Source organism: Polaribacter gangjinensis (genome assembly GCF_038024125.1).
GTDB classification, from domain to species: Bacteria; Bacteroidota; Bacteroidia; order Flavobacteriales; family Flavobacteriaceae; genus Polaribacter; species Polaribacter gangjinensis.
This window is the reverse complement of record NZ_CP150662.1, coordinates 274,443-289,667: the sequence shown is the minus strand read 5'-3', so window position 1 is coordinate 289,667 and position 15,225 is coordinate 274,443. Positions and strand designations below refer to the sequence as shown.

Here is a 15,225-nt window from a genome sequence, read left to right as displayed (position 1 = left end):
ACATAAATTTTAAAAAATGAGTCAAATTACCACATGCACTTTTTTCAAAATTAACAGTTTTTCCAACAAATGGTGGGCATTCAAACAAATGCAATTAGGTCATTTTCCGATGAAAAAAGTGTCAGGATTGTCATTTTTTAAAATTATGGGTTCAGGAGCTAAAAATGGATTTAGTGCAATTCCTAATTTTGGAAGCTATGTGCTTTTATGTGTTTGGGAATCTGAAAATTACGCAAAAGATTTTTTTGATAATAACGAGTTTTATCAGACATATTCTAAAAGAAGTTCCGAAAAATTGACTGTTTATTTGAATGCAGCAGAATCTCATGGTTTGTGGGAAAAAACAAAACCTTTCATTAAAAATGCCAAACTACAATCAGACAAACCTGTTTTAGTGTTGACGAGAGCCAAAATTAGGTTTCGTAAACTGTTTAGTTTTTGGAGTAAAGTAGGAAGTGTAAGTCACACATTAACCAATTATGACGGACTTGTTTTATCAATCGGAATTGGAGAATGGCCATTGATTCAGCAAGCTACTCTTTCGCTTTGGAAAACCCAATCAGAAATGATGGATTATGCTTACAAAAATGAAAAGCACAAAGAAGTGGTTTTACTGACTAGAAAATTAAATTGGTATTCAGAAGAATTGTTTGCACGTTTTGTTCCTTATAAATTTGAAGGAACTTGGAACGGAAAATCAATTCAACTGTAAAAAATTATCCAAAAATATCATTTAATACTTTTGCCAAACGAATGCCTCCTTTTTGCAATTGCGTTCTCACAGTTTCTAAGTATAAATACGAATATCTATAGCTCAATTTATCACCTGATTTTACAGAACCATAAACATCATTCGTAATTTTGTGCACTTCATTTACCCAATCAATTACAGTTCCTTTTTGCAAAGATGCTATTTGTGCGTTTGATAATTGATCTGCATTTTCAGCCAATTCCAAATAACTCATATTAAAATCTTCGATAATTTTTGTATCCCAAACTGAATGTAAATTGGTGCCTTGTCCAAACCATTGTACCTGAACATCATTTCCTCCTTTATCTTCTCTCCTACCAATATGCATAGGTTGATGCAAATCACCAATCAAATGAATGATCATTTTTAAATGAAACACTTTGTCTTCTTCAGAACTTTGTTCATTTTTCAATACTTTTATACACGTATCAATTCCAACAACCAAATCACCTTCAGGATTTTTTTCAGAAGCTTCATACGATTCTTCTAAACCCATATTTACATAATGCCAAACTGAATAACTATTGTACTTTCTGTCCGATTTTATTTCATCAGCATAGGTTGATACAAAAGCCAAACTTTTTCCTTTTAAAAGTTTATCTATGTTTTTCTTTGCTTTTTTAGTCAAATGGTTTTCAGCAATTTTTCCTGTAACTCTATGTCCGTTTTGACCCCAAAAAAACACTACCTCATCTGTTGATTTTGTAAATAAGAAAAAAGGAATCAGTAAAATCAGTTTTAAATTCATGGATGTACGATTTGTTAATTTTTGGCTAAATTACAGAAATAATTGAAGAAATATTTTAAAATATAAAAATTTATGCTTTATATTTGTGATATCATTTTAATATCATTTCAATTCATATTCATCTAAAACTTAAACCCATGAAAGCAGAAAAAATTATCAAACCCGCAAATGGTTATTTGATGCTATTTGTAACATTACTATTTTTTGCAGGAAGTATTGCTCTTGCCATTCAACAAAGAAACCCTTTATATTTACTAATCACGGCTATTAGTTTTATTGGTTTTTTTGGATTCATATTGGTAAATCCAAATACTTCACAAGTAATTTTATTATTTGGAAAATACGTTGGAACCATAAAAGATAATGGTTTGTATTGGGCAAATCCATTTTTCACAAAAAAGAAAATCTCTTTACGAGCAAGTAATTTTGATAGTGAGCGTTTGAAAGTGAATGACAAATTAGGAAATCCGATCATGATTTCAACCATTTTAGTTTGGCGAGTTACAGACACTTATAAAGCTGCTTTTGATGTTGATAATTATGAGAATTTTGTGAGAGTTCAAACAGATGCTGCTGTCAGAAAATTGGCAAGTATGTATCCTTATGACAATTTTGCCGACGAAGGTCATGATGAAGATATTACGTTACGATCGAGTGTGAATGAAGTTTCGGAAGCTTTGGAAAAAGAAATTGAAGAACGTTTGGCAATTGCGGGCATTGAAGTTTTAGAAGCACGAATTGGTTATTTAGCATACGCACAAGAAATAGCCAGTGCCATGTTAAAAAGACAACAAGCAACAGCCATTGTAGCTGCACGTCACAAAATTGTAGAAGGTGCTGTAAGCATGGTAGAAATGGCTTTGACTGAATTGAGTAAAAAGAATATTGTGGATTTAGATGACGAACGCAAAGCAGCCATGGTTAGCAATTTGATGGTGATTTTATGTGGTGATAAAGAAGCTACACCCGTTGTAAATGCTGGAACGTTGAATCATTAGAAGTTAGATATTAGAAGTTAGATATTAAATATTAGAAGTAGAAAGTATAATTATTTAAACTACTAAATCAATAGAAACTTTTAAACAACAGAAACTCTTAAACAATAAAAAAATATGAAAGAATACAAAGTAGTAACTTGGAAAATGGGTATGACTAAAAACGATATTCGTTTAGAAGATACCTTGAATCAATATGCAAGAGAAGGTTGGGTTGTTACTCATATCTCTGAACATTCAACCAGAATTGTTTTTGAAAGAGACAAAAATCGATAATCATGAAAGTTTTTAAAGAAGAACAGCGTTTTACACAACTTTGGCTGATTATTCTCATTATTTTCAGCTCATTAGTTCCAATTGGCGTTGTGATTAGTGAATATCAAAAAGACGAAAATGCGTTTTCTGTTGAGATGCTTTTAGTGATAATTTTATTAATTTTAGTACCATTAGCCATTATTTTTCTTTTCAAACTTAGCACCAGAATTGACGAACAAGGCATTCATTATCAATTTTTTCCGTTTCATTTTTCTGATAGAAAAATTAGCTGGAATGAAATTTCAAAAGCCTATGTAAGAACTTATGATCCTATAGGAGAATTTGGAGGTTGGGGTTTAAAAGGTGGAAATATTTTTAACAAATCGAAAGGAAAAGCCATCAATGTTTCTGGTGATATTGGCATTCAATTAGAACTCAAAAATGGAAAAAAACTATTGATTGGTACTCAAAAAGAAGCTGAAGCAAAAAGTGTATTACAAACCTATCAAAACAATAACTCATGATTCGAATAATTTGTTATGTAACGATTTTTATTTTATCTGTTGTAACCTCATTCGCACAGCTAAAAACTGAAGAGGTAAATTTAAATAATGGTGTTATTCAATTGCCAGGAACTTTGAGTTATACTGTTGAAAAAAGTCCTTTACTGATTTGGGTTCATGGTTCAGGAGGTGTTGACAGAGATGGAAATCCTGCAAAATACATTCAACAATTTAGAGAAGCTGTAAACAAACAAAACTTGGCCTTTTTTAGTTATGACAAACGAACTGCCAATCCAAAAAATGCCGCTTTTTTAAATGATGTGTTGATTGATGATTTTGTGAGTGATATTGAAGTTGTTATCTCACATTTCAAAAATGATGTACGCTTTTCAAGCATCATTTTAGTTGGACACAGTCAAGGTTCTTTATTAGCAATGATGGCTTCAAAAAATGTAGATAAATACATTTCTGTGGCTGGTGCAGGAGAAACTATTGATAAAACTATCATCAGACAAATTACCAATCAAAATGCAGCTTTTGGAGAAATGACAGCGCAACATTTCAAAGAATTGAAAGAAACTGGAAGTATTAAAGAAGTAAATCCGAATTTTGTATCACTTTTTGCTCCTCAAAATTTACTATTCATAAGTTCATGGATGGCATTAAATCCTGTGGATGAAATCAAAAAAGTTAGCATTCCAACTTTGATTATTCAGGGTGATAAAGACATTCAAGTGTTGATATCTGATGCTGAAAACTTATCAAAGGCAAAACCTGATGCACAGTTTGCGTTTGTAAAAAACATGAATCACGTGCTAAAAACCATCGAAAAAGACGAAGATAATTTAGCATCCTATATGTCTGATAACTTCTCTATTTCTAAAGAATTCATCAAAGTAATTACTAATTTTGTTTTACAAAAATAAGACACAATTTCAACACCAATGTCTAAAAAGAAAGCATTTGCACTAAGAATTAATGAAGACATGCTCAATATGATTGAGAAGTGGGCTGCAGATGAATTTCGTTCTACAAACGGACAAATAGAATGGATGCTGCAACAATCTTTAAAAGATGCCAAAAGAGAGCCTAAAAAAAAGCAAGAAGAGTAATATTTTAATTATTTTTTATTTACCCAGCAAACTCACTTTCACTCTCAATTTCGATGGGAGTTTTATTTGGCACAAACCATCTTGCAGTTAAATTTCCTTTCAACGTAATTGAATTTCCTTTTACTTTTAACCAACTTCCTTCACGCAAACCCATTACAGGGGTGCTATTAAACACATGAAATTCTTTGATGCGTGTTTCGCGAGTTTCTCCCATATGTGTTGAATTTTGAGCAGCATCTATAAAATGTGCATTCAAATTGAATGGCAAACAACCTAAAGTTTCAAAACTTGGTGGATACACAATGGGCATATCATTGGTTGTCATCATTGATACTCCACAAATATTGCCTCCTGCACTTGTACCTAGATATGGAGTTCCGTTTTCGAGTACTTTTTTCAATACAGAAAGTATATCATTCTTATACAACTGATTAACCAATTCAAAGGTGTTTCCTCCACCTGTAAAGATAGCTTTTGCGTTTTCTAATGCTTCTTTCGGATTGTCAAATTGATGAATGCCAACTACTTTTTTAGAAATTTTTGCAAAAGCATTTTTTACAATTCGAGTATATTCATCATACGAAATGCCACTTGGTCTTGCATATGGAATAAACAACACAGTATCAGCATCTTTAAATAAAATGCTTATTTCTGGTAACAAATAAGCTAAATAATCACTTCCATAAACTGTAGAAGTACTTGCGATAATCATATTTTTCATACTTCAAAAATAAAATAAATTCGGAATTATCAATGGTATTTGTTAAAAATTTGAGTTACTCAAAGTTGTTTACGAATTGTACGAATTGTTTACTGTTTATTAGTCAAAAAAAAAGCTGTTATTTGAGGCTACACAATCTTTAACAAAAGTTTACATCGAACAAATTACCTATTTTTAAAAAAAACAATAAGTTTGATACAAGTTAAAAGCGTATGATTTTAAAAAGACTTTTTTTTAGTTGTTTTATTTTGATGAACTTGACTTTTTTCGCTCAAAAAAAGAATATTATTTTAAGCGGAAAAGTGATAGATTCTCTCGGAATTGTTAAAAATGCTAACATCATCAATCTCAATACGAGTCTTGGAACATTTTCTAATGACGAAGGTTTGTTTCGAATATTTGTTTCTGAAGGCGATAGCATACAATTTTCTTCAATTCAACACTACACTAAAAAAATTGAAATCAATAAAGATCTTTTGGCTAAGAAATATATTGAAATTACGTTGACTGCTTCTACCTATATTTTAGATGAATTTGAACTTAGAAAACACAATCTTACTGGAAGGTTAGGTATTGACACCAAAAATGTTCCTTTAGACAAAAGAGATTCTATCCTTAAAATTGTCATGGATTTTTCTAAAGTGAACATGAAAATTGTAGAAGGTGATGATCATATTGATGCTAAAGTTCGCCCTCCTATTGCAAATACTGACCCAACTGCTAGGTTTGCTGGAGCTGGAGCAACTGCAAATATTGCCTTTAAATATTCTGAAAAAATGTGGGCTTTGCGCAAAGAATTGGAACGTAAAAAAGCATTTCCTTTTAAATTATTGTCAGAATTGGGAGACAAATTTTTCTTTGACGATTTAAAAATCCCGTTAGATAATTATTTTCATTTCTTAGAATATTGCAATCCTTTAGGTATTGAAAAATTACACAAAGAAGGAAAACTTTTAGAAGTCATAAAAATTTTAAAAACAGAAAGTGTCACTTACCTTAAAATCATAAAAAATGAGTAAATTGGCGACTTTATTTAGTGTAAGTATTTCATGAACATCCAAAAAACATTTCTCTTACTTTTTATCATCCCTTTATTTTCTTTTTCGGTACACAAATATTATTTGAGTCTAACACAAATCAAATTCAAACCTGAAGCAAAATCTGTTCAAATTATCATCAATGTATTTATGGATGATATTGAATTGGCACTAAACAAAGATTATAATATTGATTTACAACTTACTACCAAAAAAGAATTGCCCAATAACGATGTCTATTTTGAAAAATACTTAAGAGAAAAACTACAATTTACTCTTGATGGAACTCCCAAAAAATTCAATTATATTGGCAAAGAATATGAAAATGATTTGGTTTATTTTTATTTAGAAATAGAAAATATAGCCTCCGTAAAAAATATTCAAATAACTAATAAAATTCTTACAAAACACTTTCCTAATCAACAGAATTTGGTGAAAACCAAAGTAGGAAAAGTAAATAAAAGTATATTGCTTAATAAAGATGAAACCTCAGGAATTCTAGAACATTAATTAATTCAAACCTCAATACACATGAAAAAAATCGGATTTTTAATTCTTTCAATTGTTTTTTTGACCAATTCGTATGGTCAAATTACCAAGAAAGGACACACCAATGAAAACAAATTCAAACAAATGTATGATTTGTTGGCAACTCCAAACGAGCAGCACAATGCCTCTGGAGCGCCAGGAAAAGGCTACACACAACAAAAAGTAGATTACAAAATCGACATTACTTTAGATGACGAAAAACAAAAAATTTCAGGAGAAGAAACCATTACCTATCACAACAATTCTGCTGATAAATTGGAGTTTTTATGGGTGCAATTAGACCAAAATATGCGTGCTAAAGATTCTAAAACACCAGATATCAATCCAACTAAAATACCTGAAAAATTACGTAAAGACCGTTTTGAGAAATCTTATGTTCAAGAACCTTTTGATGGTGGATTCAATATTATGAGTGTTACAAATATTGATGGCTCTCCCCTTTCTTATACCATCAACCAAACCATGATGCGTATCAATTTGGTAAAACCTTTGGCTTCTGGCGAAAAGTTTAAATTCAACATCAAATGGTGGTACAATATCAACAATCACAGAGAAGATGGAGGAAGATCAGGTTACGAACATTTTCCTGAAGATGGCAATAACAACTATGTGATTGCGCAATTTTATCCAAGATTGTGTGTGTATGATAATGTAGAAGGTTGGCAAAATGACCAATTTTGGGGACGAAGTGAATTCGCTTTAGAATTTGGTGATTTTACGGTAAACATTACAGTTCCTGAAGATCATATGTTGGGTGCAACAGGTGTTTTATTGAACGAAAAAGAAGTTTTATCAAAAACAGAATTGCAACGATTGGCGTTGGCAAAGAAAAGTTTCGATAATCCTGTGGTTATTAGAACCCAAGAAGAAGCTACAAAAATTGAAAAATCGCGTGCTAAAAAAACCAAAACTTGGAAATTTTTTGCTGAAAACGTAAGAGATTATGCCTTTGCAACATCTAGAAAATTTATTTGGGATGGAATGGCTGTTGACATTAATGGAAAAACCGTAATGGCTTATTCTTTATACTCTAAAGAAGCAAATCCTTTGTACGGAGATCATTCTACAAGAGCAGTTGCCCAAACTTTAAAAACTTATTCTCAATATACATTTGACTATCCTTATCACAAAGCAATTTCTGTTGATGGACAAATGGGAATGGAATATCCACAAATTTGTTTCAATCCAGGAAGACCAAACCCAGATGGAACGTATTCTGACAGAGTAAAATACACCATGATTAAAGTTACCATTCACGAAGTTGGACACAACTTTTTTCCAATGATTGTAAATTCGGACGAAAGACAATGGACTTGGATGGATGAAGGTTTGAACTCGTATTTAGAAATGTTGGCAGAATTGGCTTACGATCCAAACTTCCCAATGTCAAGAGGATTGCCTAAAAATATTGTGAATTATATGAGTGGTGATCAATCGAAAATTGCGCCTATCATGTCTAAAGGAGACAATGTGTATAGTTTTGGAAACAATGCTTATGGCAAACCTGCAACTGGATTGTGGATGTTGCGCGAAACGATTATGGGCAAAGAATTGTTTGACCACGCATTTAAAACCTACGCACAAAGATGGATGTTTAAACACCCAACTCCTGAAGACTTTTTTAGAACAATGGAAGATGCATCAGGTGTAGATTTGGATTGGTTTTGGAGAGGATGGTTTTTCACTACTGATGTTACAGATATTGGTGTAAAAGGAGTGAAAAAATTCTATTCTTCTTCAAATTCAGATGATACTGTGAGTTTTATTGAAGATACAACTGATGGATTGGGATATGCAACAAACCATTCAAAATATCACTATGAAATTACCTACGAAAAACCAGGAGGTTTGGTAATGCCAATTATTGTAGAATTTACGTATAAAGATGGTACAAAAGAACGCAAAACTTATCCTGCACAAATTTGGAGGTACACTGATGACGAAGTAACCAAAGTGTTTTCTAGCTCAAAACAAATAGAAAGTATTGTTGTTGATCCGGATTTAGAAACTGCAGATGTTGATACTTCAAACAATAGTTTTCCAAGAGAAAAAAGCGATAAATTCGATAAATTCAAAAAAGATATTAAAGGATAATTTAATATTCCCAAAGTTTAAAATTTAAAGTTCAATATTTTAAAAAGCCCATGATTTGTTTCATGGGCTTTTTTTGGTAAAGGTTTGTTAAAATTTGGTATTATTTTACATTTTTTAAAGTGAATTGTTACCTTAGACGATTATTTTCAAATTAAATCAAATCAATACAAATGAAAAAAATTTCTTTACTGTTTTTTTCGTTTTTCTTCATCACAAGTGCATTTGTGGCGCAAGAAACTAACGTAAAAAAAGGAACACAAAAGGGTCATACTGACGAAAATAAGTTTCGTCAAATGAAAGATTTGTTGGCAACACCCAATGACCAACATACAGCTTCTGGAGCTCCAGGACATCAATATACACAACAGAAAGTAGATTATGTGATGGACATTCGTTTAGAAGAAAGTACCAACAAAATCTTTGGTGATGAAAAAATTACGTATCATAACAATTCCAAAGATGTGTTGGATTATTTATGGGTTCAGTTAGATCAAAACATGAGAGCTGACGACTCTAAAACTCCATTAGCACAATCGAATGCTGCTTCTGCTTTTCTTACTCCTGAAGATTTTAAAAAGGATTTTATGAAAGAAGGCAAAGGTTTTGGTTTCAATATCGAAAAAGTAACCACTGCTGACGGAAAACCTTTATCGTATTTAATCAATTGGACAATGATGCGCATCAATTTGCCAAAACCATTGAATCCTGGAGAGAAATTTGTATTCAACATTAAGTGGAATTACAAAATCAACAACTCTGTAAAAGATGGAGGACGTTCTGGTTTTGAAGATTTTCCTGACGGAAATAATAATTACACCATTGCTCAATTTTTTCCAAGATTGTGTGTGTACAATAATGTAGAAGGATGGCAAAATATGCAGTTTTGGGGGCGTAGTGAATTTGCCTTAGAATTTGGAGATTACGAAGTAAAAATCACAGTTCCATCTGATCATATTATGGAAGCAACTGGTGATTTGCAAAACGAAAAAGATGTTTTGACAAAAGAACAACGTGCTCGCTTCGAAAAAGCAAGAAAATCGTTCAAAGATCCTGTTATGATTGTTACCCAAGCTGAAGCTGAAGTTACTGAAAAAGGACGTGCAACAACCACTAAAACTTGGCATTACAAAGCCAATATGGTGCGTGATTTTGCGTTTGCAACTTCAAGAAAATATATTTGGGATGCTATGGCTGTGAATATTAATGGAAGAACTGTAATGGCTACTTCATTATATCCAAAAGAAGGAAATCCATTATGGGAAAAACATTCTACAAGAGTAGTTGCAAATACCTTAGAAGAATATTCAAAATTGACATTTGATTATCCATATTCAAAAGCAGTTTCTGTTCATGCAGATAGACAAGGAATGGAATATCCAATGATTTGTTTCAATTATGGTCGTCCAAATCCAGATGGAACTTATTCTGACAGAGTTAGAGACGGAATGATAGGTGTAATTACGCACGAAGTTGGTCACAATTTCTTTCCAATGATTGTAAATTCGGATGAAAGACAATGGACTTGGATGGATGAAGGATTGAATTCATTTGTTGAAATTTTAGCAGAATTGGATTACGATCCAAACTTTAATACAGGAAACTTACCAAAAGATATTGTACGTTATATGGGTGGTGATCAAAGTAATATTTCACCAATCATGTCTCAAGGAGATTATGTAAAACAATTTGGTCCTAACGCATATACAAAACCAGCTGCAGGATTATATATGTTGCGTAAAACCATTATGGGTCCTGAATTATTTGACCATGCTTTTAGAACTTATGCACAAAGATGGATGTTTAAACACCCAACTCCAGAAGACTTTTTTAGAACTATGGAAGATGCTTCTGCTATGGATTTAGATTGGTTTTGGAGAGGTTGGTTTTACACTACTGATGTAACCGATATCGGAATTAAAGATGTAAAACCTTTGTATTTGACAGACAAACCAAGTGAGCGTGTACAAAAACTAAAAGCACAATACAAAGATTACTTTGATAGTTTAGGTGATTTGGTATATATTACTGACATTAAGGAAGATGCGAATCCGAATGCTATGGCAAAATATGTAAATGGTAAAGAAGTACCTTCGTATATTTACTCTGTTGAATTTGACAAACCAGGAGGTTTGGTAATGCCAATTATTGTAGAATTAACCTACAAAGATGGCACAAAAGAAAGACAAACTTTCCCAGCACAAATTTGGATGAAAGATGACAATTCAGTGAAAAGAGTATTTGCTTCTTCACAAGAAATCATTAGCATTACTGTTGATCCAGATTTAGAAACTGCAGATGTTGATACTTCTAACAATAGCTGGCCTAAGAAAGAATCTGACAAATTTGATCAGTTTAAAAACAAAGTACAAAATTAATTGAGTACTGTTGATTCATAAGAAAAGCCCCAAAATTGGGGCTTTTTTATTTGTAATAATTTGTTGTTTTTGATTAAAATTTCACATCAAATTCAAAAATTATATCAGTGTCTATAATCAATAAAAATAAAAAATAAGCAATTCTTAAGAATTCCAGAAAGTACGCTGTTTGTTCAATTCTTCTTCTTCTGCAAAATATTCTTCAACTTCTTTTGGAGATAACACTTTTAAAAACGACGGATGTTGCTCAATAGCAAATTCAATTTTCGTTACAATTTCAGCAATTTCTTCGTTCTCATAATCAATTTGTAAAGGCTCTTTTATCACCATAGATTGTAGCACATTTCGCTTTTTAATATTCAATCCTTTTTTATCAAAAGAACGTCTAAAACCATCAATAACAATAGGTACTACCACTGGTTTAAACGTTTTTATAATATGTGCAGTTCCTCTTCTAATGGGTTTAAAAGGCGTTGTAGTTCCTTGAGGAAAGGTAATTACCCAACCATCTTTCAAGGCTTTTCCAATGTTCGAAATGTCTGAATTTTTTACCTGTCTATTGACATCTTTTCCATCAGCTCTCCATGTTCTATCAATAGAAACGGATCCTGCATAAGCAAATATTTTAGGTAACAATCCTGCACGCATGGTTTCACCTGCAGCTACAAAATAGATATTCAATTTTGGATTCCAGATATACCCAATGTTTTTAATATTGTCTTCACGACCTTTTAAAGCAGCGTTGAATACATGAAACATGGCAGCGACATCTGCAAAATAGGTTTGATGATTGGAAATGAATAACACATTTTTATCAGGTAAATTTCTTAAAACCTCTGAACCTTCAATTTGCAGATTATTGAATTTTCGATATCTCCCATGAGATATCACTCCGAAAACACGAATCAACCATTTTTTTAGAAATAAATAATGTCCAAAAGGATTCCTTTTTAATAAAGGCATTTTAGTATTGTTTTAATGAATTTCAACTACCAAAAATACAAAACAATTTAAGATTTTACTATTTTAAAAGTTCTTTAATTTCTGATAACATCATGGCTGTTGCTCCCCAAATGATAAAATCTTGAATTTTAAAACAAGGAACCTCTCCGTTTTTCATGTATGAAGTGTCTAAAATAGCTGAAGTTATGTTTTTTTCATCCAACAAATCACTCACTAAAACTTCAATGGTTTTGGCAACTTCATGATTTACACTAAAATTTGGTTTGCTGTGTGTATACGCCAAAAACGGAGTAGCTAAAAAATTACTTGGCGGAATATACACGGCTGTTAATTCTCTTATAATTTTGATGTTCTCGGGATGAATTCCCACTTCTTCATGGGTTTCACGTAAGGCAGTTTCTTGTAAATTGATATCATTTTTATCTAGTTTCCCACCAGGAAAACTTATTTGTGCAGAATGTGTACCATTATAACTCGCTCTTTGAGTTAATAAAAAAGTAGTTTCTTGTTGTTCATTTGGATAAAAAAGTGCTAAAACTCCGGCTTTTCTCGGATTATTTGCTGCAATTTTTTGCGCATCGTATTGCAATCGAAGTTTGGGAGCTAACAAAAATTGGGCATCCAAACCTCCTAAGTTTGCTACTTTTAAGTAATTAATTTTTGAGGTGAATTCTGTAAAATTCATTTTGAATACTTACTTTTAACAAGTTGTTACTTTAGGAAACCAAAGTACAAAAACTATGGATAAAAAATATCAAAAATTATTGTTGAGTATTGGGTTGGATTTGGTTGGATTGATTCCTATACCTTTTATTGATGTTGTTTGGGCACCTTTATCAGCCTTTATCCTGACAAGAATGTATGCAGGAGCCAAAGGTAAAATTGCTGGATTGATTAGTTTTATCGAAGAAATTATCCCTTTTTCTGATGTCATTCCGACATTTACAATGCTATGGATTTATACGAATTATATTGAAAAAACCGGTGATGAAGTTTCAAAGTTTCAAAGTTTCAAAGATTCAAAGTAAATTTCACTTTTTTAATTCTTTCTAAACAAAAAACCAAAACCCAATCTGCTTAAAAACTTTTTTTCAAAAGCCCAAAAGAATTGAAACTGCCCAAAAAGCCAACCAACTATAGGAAGTGTGATTTGATAAATAGGAAAAACTAACAAAATTCTTAGTGTCCAATACAACCAAGGATACATGTTTTGTGGAGAAATTCCTAAAAAATTAGTTACTGGTTTTGCTACCCAAGCTGCAAACGAACCATTGATGGCAAAAACTATTAAAATTGCTACAATTGACCAATTGCTAGAAATTTCCCAGCGTTCTTTTAATTTTTCTAACAAAATTAGGCTGTCTTTTTGAATGTTCTAATCATCAACCAAAGACCTATCAAAATCAAAGGAATACTCAATACTTGCCCTGTATTTAACAAATTGAAAAAACCATCTTCTCTTCCTTCTACTTGCTCTTCTTTTAAGAATTCAATTAAGAAACGCATCGACCATAAAACAGTCATGAAAAGTCCGAAAAGAAATCCTGTTTTTTCTTTGATGTTGGTTTTCCAATACAAATACCACATTACAAAAAACAAGGTTAGATAACTGATGGCTTCGTAAATTTGGGTTGGATGACGCGCAAAATCTTCGCCATTTGCTTTGAAAATCACTCCGAAATCAGAGCCAGTTGCTTTTCCAACAATTTCTGAATTGAAAAAATTTCCCATTCGTATGAACAATCCTGATAAGGCTACCATGATTGCCAATCTGTCTAAAATAAATAACCAGGGTTTTTGCAAATGCTTTTTGGCATAAAAATACATCGCTAAAATGATAGAAATGGCTGCTCCATGACTTGCAAAACCTGTAAAACCTGTAAATTTCCAAGTGCCATTTACTTGTTTAAACGGAATGATAATTTCTAATAAATGATCTTGATAATAATCCCAACTGTAAAAAAATACATCTCCCAAACGCATTCCAATCAACATAGAAATGAAGGTATACATGAACAAGGTATCTAACTTTTCAACAGGAATGCCGTCTTTGATGTAGATTTTTTTCATCAAATGCAAGCCTAGCAAAAAAGCGGCTACAAACATCAAACTGTACCAACGAATGGTAAAAAAACCAAGATTGATGCCTAAAGAGGGATCCCAAGTGATTGCTAAATAGTTCATGGTATTGTTATTTTTATGTATGCAAACTTAGTGAAGCTAATTGTATCTTCAAATAAGAAAGTGTGTTAATTCAATGTTTGTGTGATTTCTTTTCAGGAACGGGGTCATAACCACTTCCTCCCCAAGGATGACAGCTAAAAATTCGTTTGATTGCCAACCATCCACCAGAAAAAAGTCCGTGTTTTTGCAAAGCTTCCAACGTATAATGTGAACAAGTTGGACTGTATCTGCAGGTTGCAGGAGTTAAAGGCGAAATTGCCACTTGATAAAACCGAACTAAAAATACAAACGGAAAAATAAGTGCTTTTTGTAAAAAAATAATTACTAGGTTTTTGCTCAATTTTAGTTTTTTAGATTTATTATTTGGTAAGTTTTTTCATTTCCTTTGGATTTCTTTTATTATTCCAAAAGTAAATTATATCAATTTTGTTCAAATCTTCGTAAACCTTATAAATAATTGTTGTTTGTTTTGAAATTACAAAAACTCTGATGGCTCTTTTATTTGATTTTTTACCTAAATATGGATTTTTAGAGAGATTAATAATAAAATCGTCAACTAGATTTATAAACTTCTCAACTTCATCTAAATTCCATTTTCTAAAAATAAAATCAATTTCATCTTCAAAGGAAATATTTGCTGAAGTCGTAAAATTAATTTCCATTAAGAAATGTTGTATTTTTTCTTGACTTTGGAAATTACATCTTTATGCGAAACTACCTTACCTTCTTCACTTTCCTTCAAACTATAATCAACTATTTCTTGAACTGTATTTGGCATTTCATCCCAAACATCTTGATCATTAGAAATTTCTTTTTTAAAAAACTGTTCTAATTTTTCAATTTTTTCTGGGCTTACAATCTTCATAAATTGTTCTAAGAGTATTAATTTTCTAGTTGCAAAATCCATAATAATTCAAATTAAATTTAATATTCCAATT

At 31.7% G+C, this 15,225-nt stretch carries 20 protein-coding genes; 11 read left to right on the top strand and 9 right to left on the bottom strand.

The features are described from left to right. The first annotated feature begins 16 nt into the window (after window positions 1-16). Entirely contained in the window at window positions 17-712 is a 696-nt protein-coding gene (locus tag WHA43_RS01210; protein ID WP_105045354.1) for a DUF3291 domain-containing protein, read from the top strand. Between the two features lie 4 nt (window positions 713-716). Here WHA43_RS01210 and WHA43_RS01205 read toward each other — a convergent pair whose 3' ends face one another. Next, window positions 717-1,499 carry a S1/P1 nuclease gene (locus WHA43_RS01205; protein ID WP_105045353.1) on the bottom strand — a complete coding sequence of 261 codons (783 nt, stop codon included), beginning with the start codon at window positions 1,497-1,499 and terminating at the stop codon, window positions 717-719. Between the two features lie 137 nt (window positions 1,500-1,636). Here WHA43_RS01205 and WHA43_RS01200 point away from each other — a divergent pair, with 137 nt between their 5' ends. The 5 genes from WHA43_RS01200 to WHA43_RS01180 all read left to right on the top strand — a co-directional run bounded on the left by WHA43_RS01200 (window position 1,637) and on the right by WHA43_RS01180 (window position 4,364). Beyond that, complete coding sequence (locus WHA43_RS01200) at window positions 1,637-2,497, top strand: SPFH domain-containing protein (protein ID WP_105045352.1); 861 nt, start codon at window positions 1,637-1,639, stop codon at window positions 2,495-2,497. Window positions 2,498-2,611: 114 nt separating this feature from the next. After that, on the top strand, window positions 2,612-2,770 hold the full coding sequence (locus WHA43_RS01195; RefSeq protein ID WP_146104882.1) for a DUF4177 domain-containing protein: 159 nt from the start codon (window positions 2,612-2,614) through the stop codon (window positions 2,768-2,770). Window positions 2,771-2,772: 2 nt separating this feature from the next. Next, the gene (locus tag WHA43_RS01190) at window positions 2,773-3,273 is read left to right on the top strand and encodes a hypothetical protein (RefSeq protein WP_211290291.1); all 501 of its coding nucleotides are present in this window, start codon (window positions 2,773-2,775) and stop codon (window positions 3,271-3,273) included. Next, on the top strand, window positions 3,270-4,178 hold the full coding sequence (locus WHA43_RS01185; RefSeq protein WP_105045351.1) for an alpha/beta hydrolase family protein: 909 nt from the start codon (window positions 3,270-3,272) through the stop codon (window positions 4,176-4,178). Before WHA43_RS01190 ends, WHA43_RS01185 begins: the two co-directional genes overlap by 4 nt. A gap of 18 nt (window positions 4,179-4,196) precedes the next feature. Then, entirely contained in the window at window positions 4,197-4,364 is a 168-nt protein-coding gene (locus tag WHA43_RS01180; protein ID WP_105045350.1) for an Arc family DNA-binding protein, read from the top strand. 19 nt (window positions 4,365-4,383) lie between these two features. Here WHA43_RS01180 and pepE read toward each other — a convergent pair whose 3' ends face one another. After that, window positions 4,384-5,085, bottom strand: coding sequence for a dipeptidase PepE (gene pepE, locus WHA43_RS01175; RefSeq protein WP_105045349.1), 702 nt, complete (start codon window positions 5,083-5,085; stop codon window positions 4,384-4,386). A 302-nt stretch (window positions 5,086-5,387) separates the two neighbouring features. On the opposite strand from pepE, the gene WHA43_RS01170 reads away from it, so the two are divergent. The 4 genes from WHA43_RS01170 (at window position 5,388) to WHA43_RS01155 (ending at window position 11,140) form a co-directional block, all read left to right on the top strand. Further along, a complete protein-coding gene (locus WHA43_RS01170) occupies window positions 5,388-6,104 on the top strand; it encodes a hypothetical protein (protein ID WP_226742923.1) in 717 nt (238 codons plus the stop codon). Between the two features lie 30 nt (window positions 6,105-6,134). Further along, a complete protein-coding gene (locus WHA43_RS01165; protein ID WP_105045347.1) occupies window positions 6,135-6,632 on the top strand; it encodes a DUF6702 family protein in 498 nt (165 codons plus the stop codon). A gap of 21 nt (window positions 6,633-6,653) precedes the next feature. After that, complete coding sequence (locus WHA43_RS01160) at window positions 6,654-8,765, top strand: M1 family metallopeptidase (RefSeq protein ID WP_105045346.1); 2,112 nt, start codon at window positions 6,654-6,656, stop codon at window positions 8,763-8,765. 170 nt (window positions 8,766-8,935) lie between these two features. Continuing rightward, a complete protein-coding gene (locus WHA43_RS01155) occupies window positions 8,936-11,140 on the top strand; it encodes a M1 family metallopeptidase (protein ID WP_105045345.1) in 2,205 nt (734 codons plus the stop codon). 144 nt (window positions 11,141-11,284) lie between these two features. Here the strand turns inward: WHA43_RS01155 and WHA43_RS01150 are convergent, their stop codons facing one another. Beyond that, a complete protein-coding gene (locus WHA43_RS01150) occupies window positions 11,285-12,103 on the bottom strand; it encodes a lysophospholipid acyltransferase family protein (protein ID WP_105045344.1) in 819 nt (272 codons plus the stop codon). A 58-nt stretch (window positions 12,104-12,161) separates the two neighbouring features. Next, complete coding sequence (locus tag WHA43_RS01145; protein ID WP_105045343.1) at window positions 12,162-12,788, bottom strand: NUDIX hydrolase; 627 nt, start codon at window positions 12,786-12,788, stop codon at window positions 12,162-12,164. Between the two features lie 55 nt (window positions 12,789-12,843). Between WHA43_RS01145 and WHA43_RS01140 the strand changes: the two genes are divergently transcribed. After that, on the top strand, window positions 12,844-13,131 hold the full coding sequence (locus WHA43_RS01140) for a hypothetical protein (protein ID WP_105045342.1): 288 nt from the start codon (window positions 12,844-12,846) through the stop codon (window positions 13,129-13,131). Window positions 13,132-13,142: 11 nt separating this feature from the next. On the opposite strand, the gene WHA43_RS01135 is transcribed toward WHA43_RS01140, so the two are convergent. From WHA43_RS01135 to WHA43_RS01115, 5 genes are all read right to left on the bottom strand, one after another. Next, the gene (locus WHA43_RS01135; protein ID WP_105045341.1) at window positions 13,143-13,454 is read right to left on the bottom strand and encodes a DUF6787 family protein; all 312 of its coding nucleotides are present in this window, start codon (window positions 13,452-13,454) and stop codon (window positions 13,143-13,145) included. 2 nt (window positions 13,455-13,456) lie between these two features. Continuing rightward, on the bottom strand, window positions 13,457-14,287 hold the full coding sequence (gene lgt, locus WHA43_RS01130) for a prolipoprotein diacylglyceryl transferase (RefSeq protein ID WP_105045340.1): 831 nt from the start codon (window positions 14,285-14,287) through the stop codon (window positions 13,457-13,459). Between the two features lie 70 nt (window positions 14,288-14,357). Then, on the bottom strand, window positions 14,358-14,627 hold the full coding sequence (yidD, locus tag WHA43_RS01125) for a membrane protein insertion efficiency factor YidD (protein WP_226742925.1): 270 nt from the start codon (window positions 14,625-14,627) through the stop codon (window positions 14,358-14,360). A 19-nt stretch (window positions 14,628-14,646) separates the two neighbouring features. Further along, window positions 14,647-14,949, bottom strand: a complete 303-nt coding sequence (locus WHA43_RS01120) for a type II toxin-antitoxin system RelE/ParE family toxin (RefSeq protein ID WP_105045339.1) — start codon at window positions 14,947-14,949, stop codon at window positions 14,647-14,649. Then, entirely contained in the window at window positions 14,949-15,194 is a 246-nt protein-coding gene (locus WHA43_RS01115) for a hypothetical protein (RefSeq protein WP_146104881.1), read from the bottom strand. The genes WHA43_RS01120 and WHA43_RS01115 overlap by 1 nt, the downstream gene beginning before the upstream one ends. Between the last annotated feature and the right edge of the window lie 31 nt (window positions 15,195-15,225).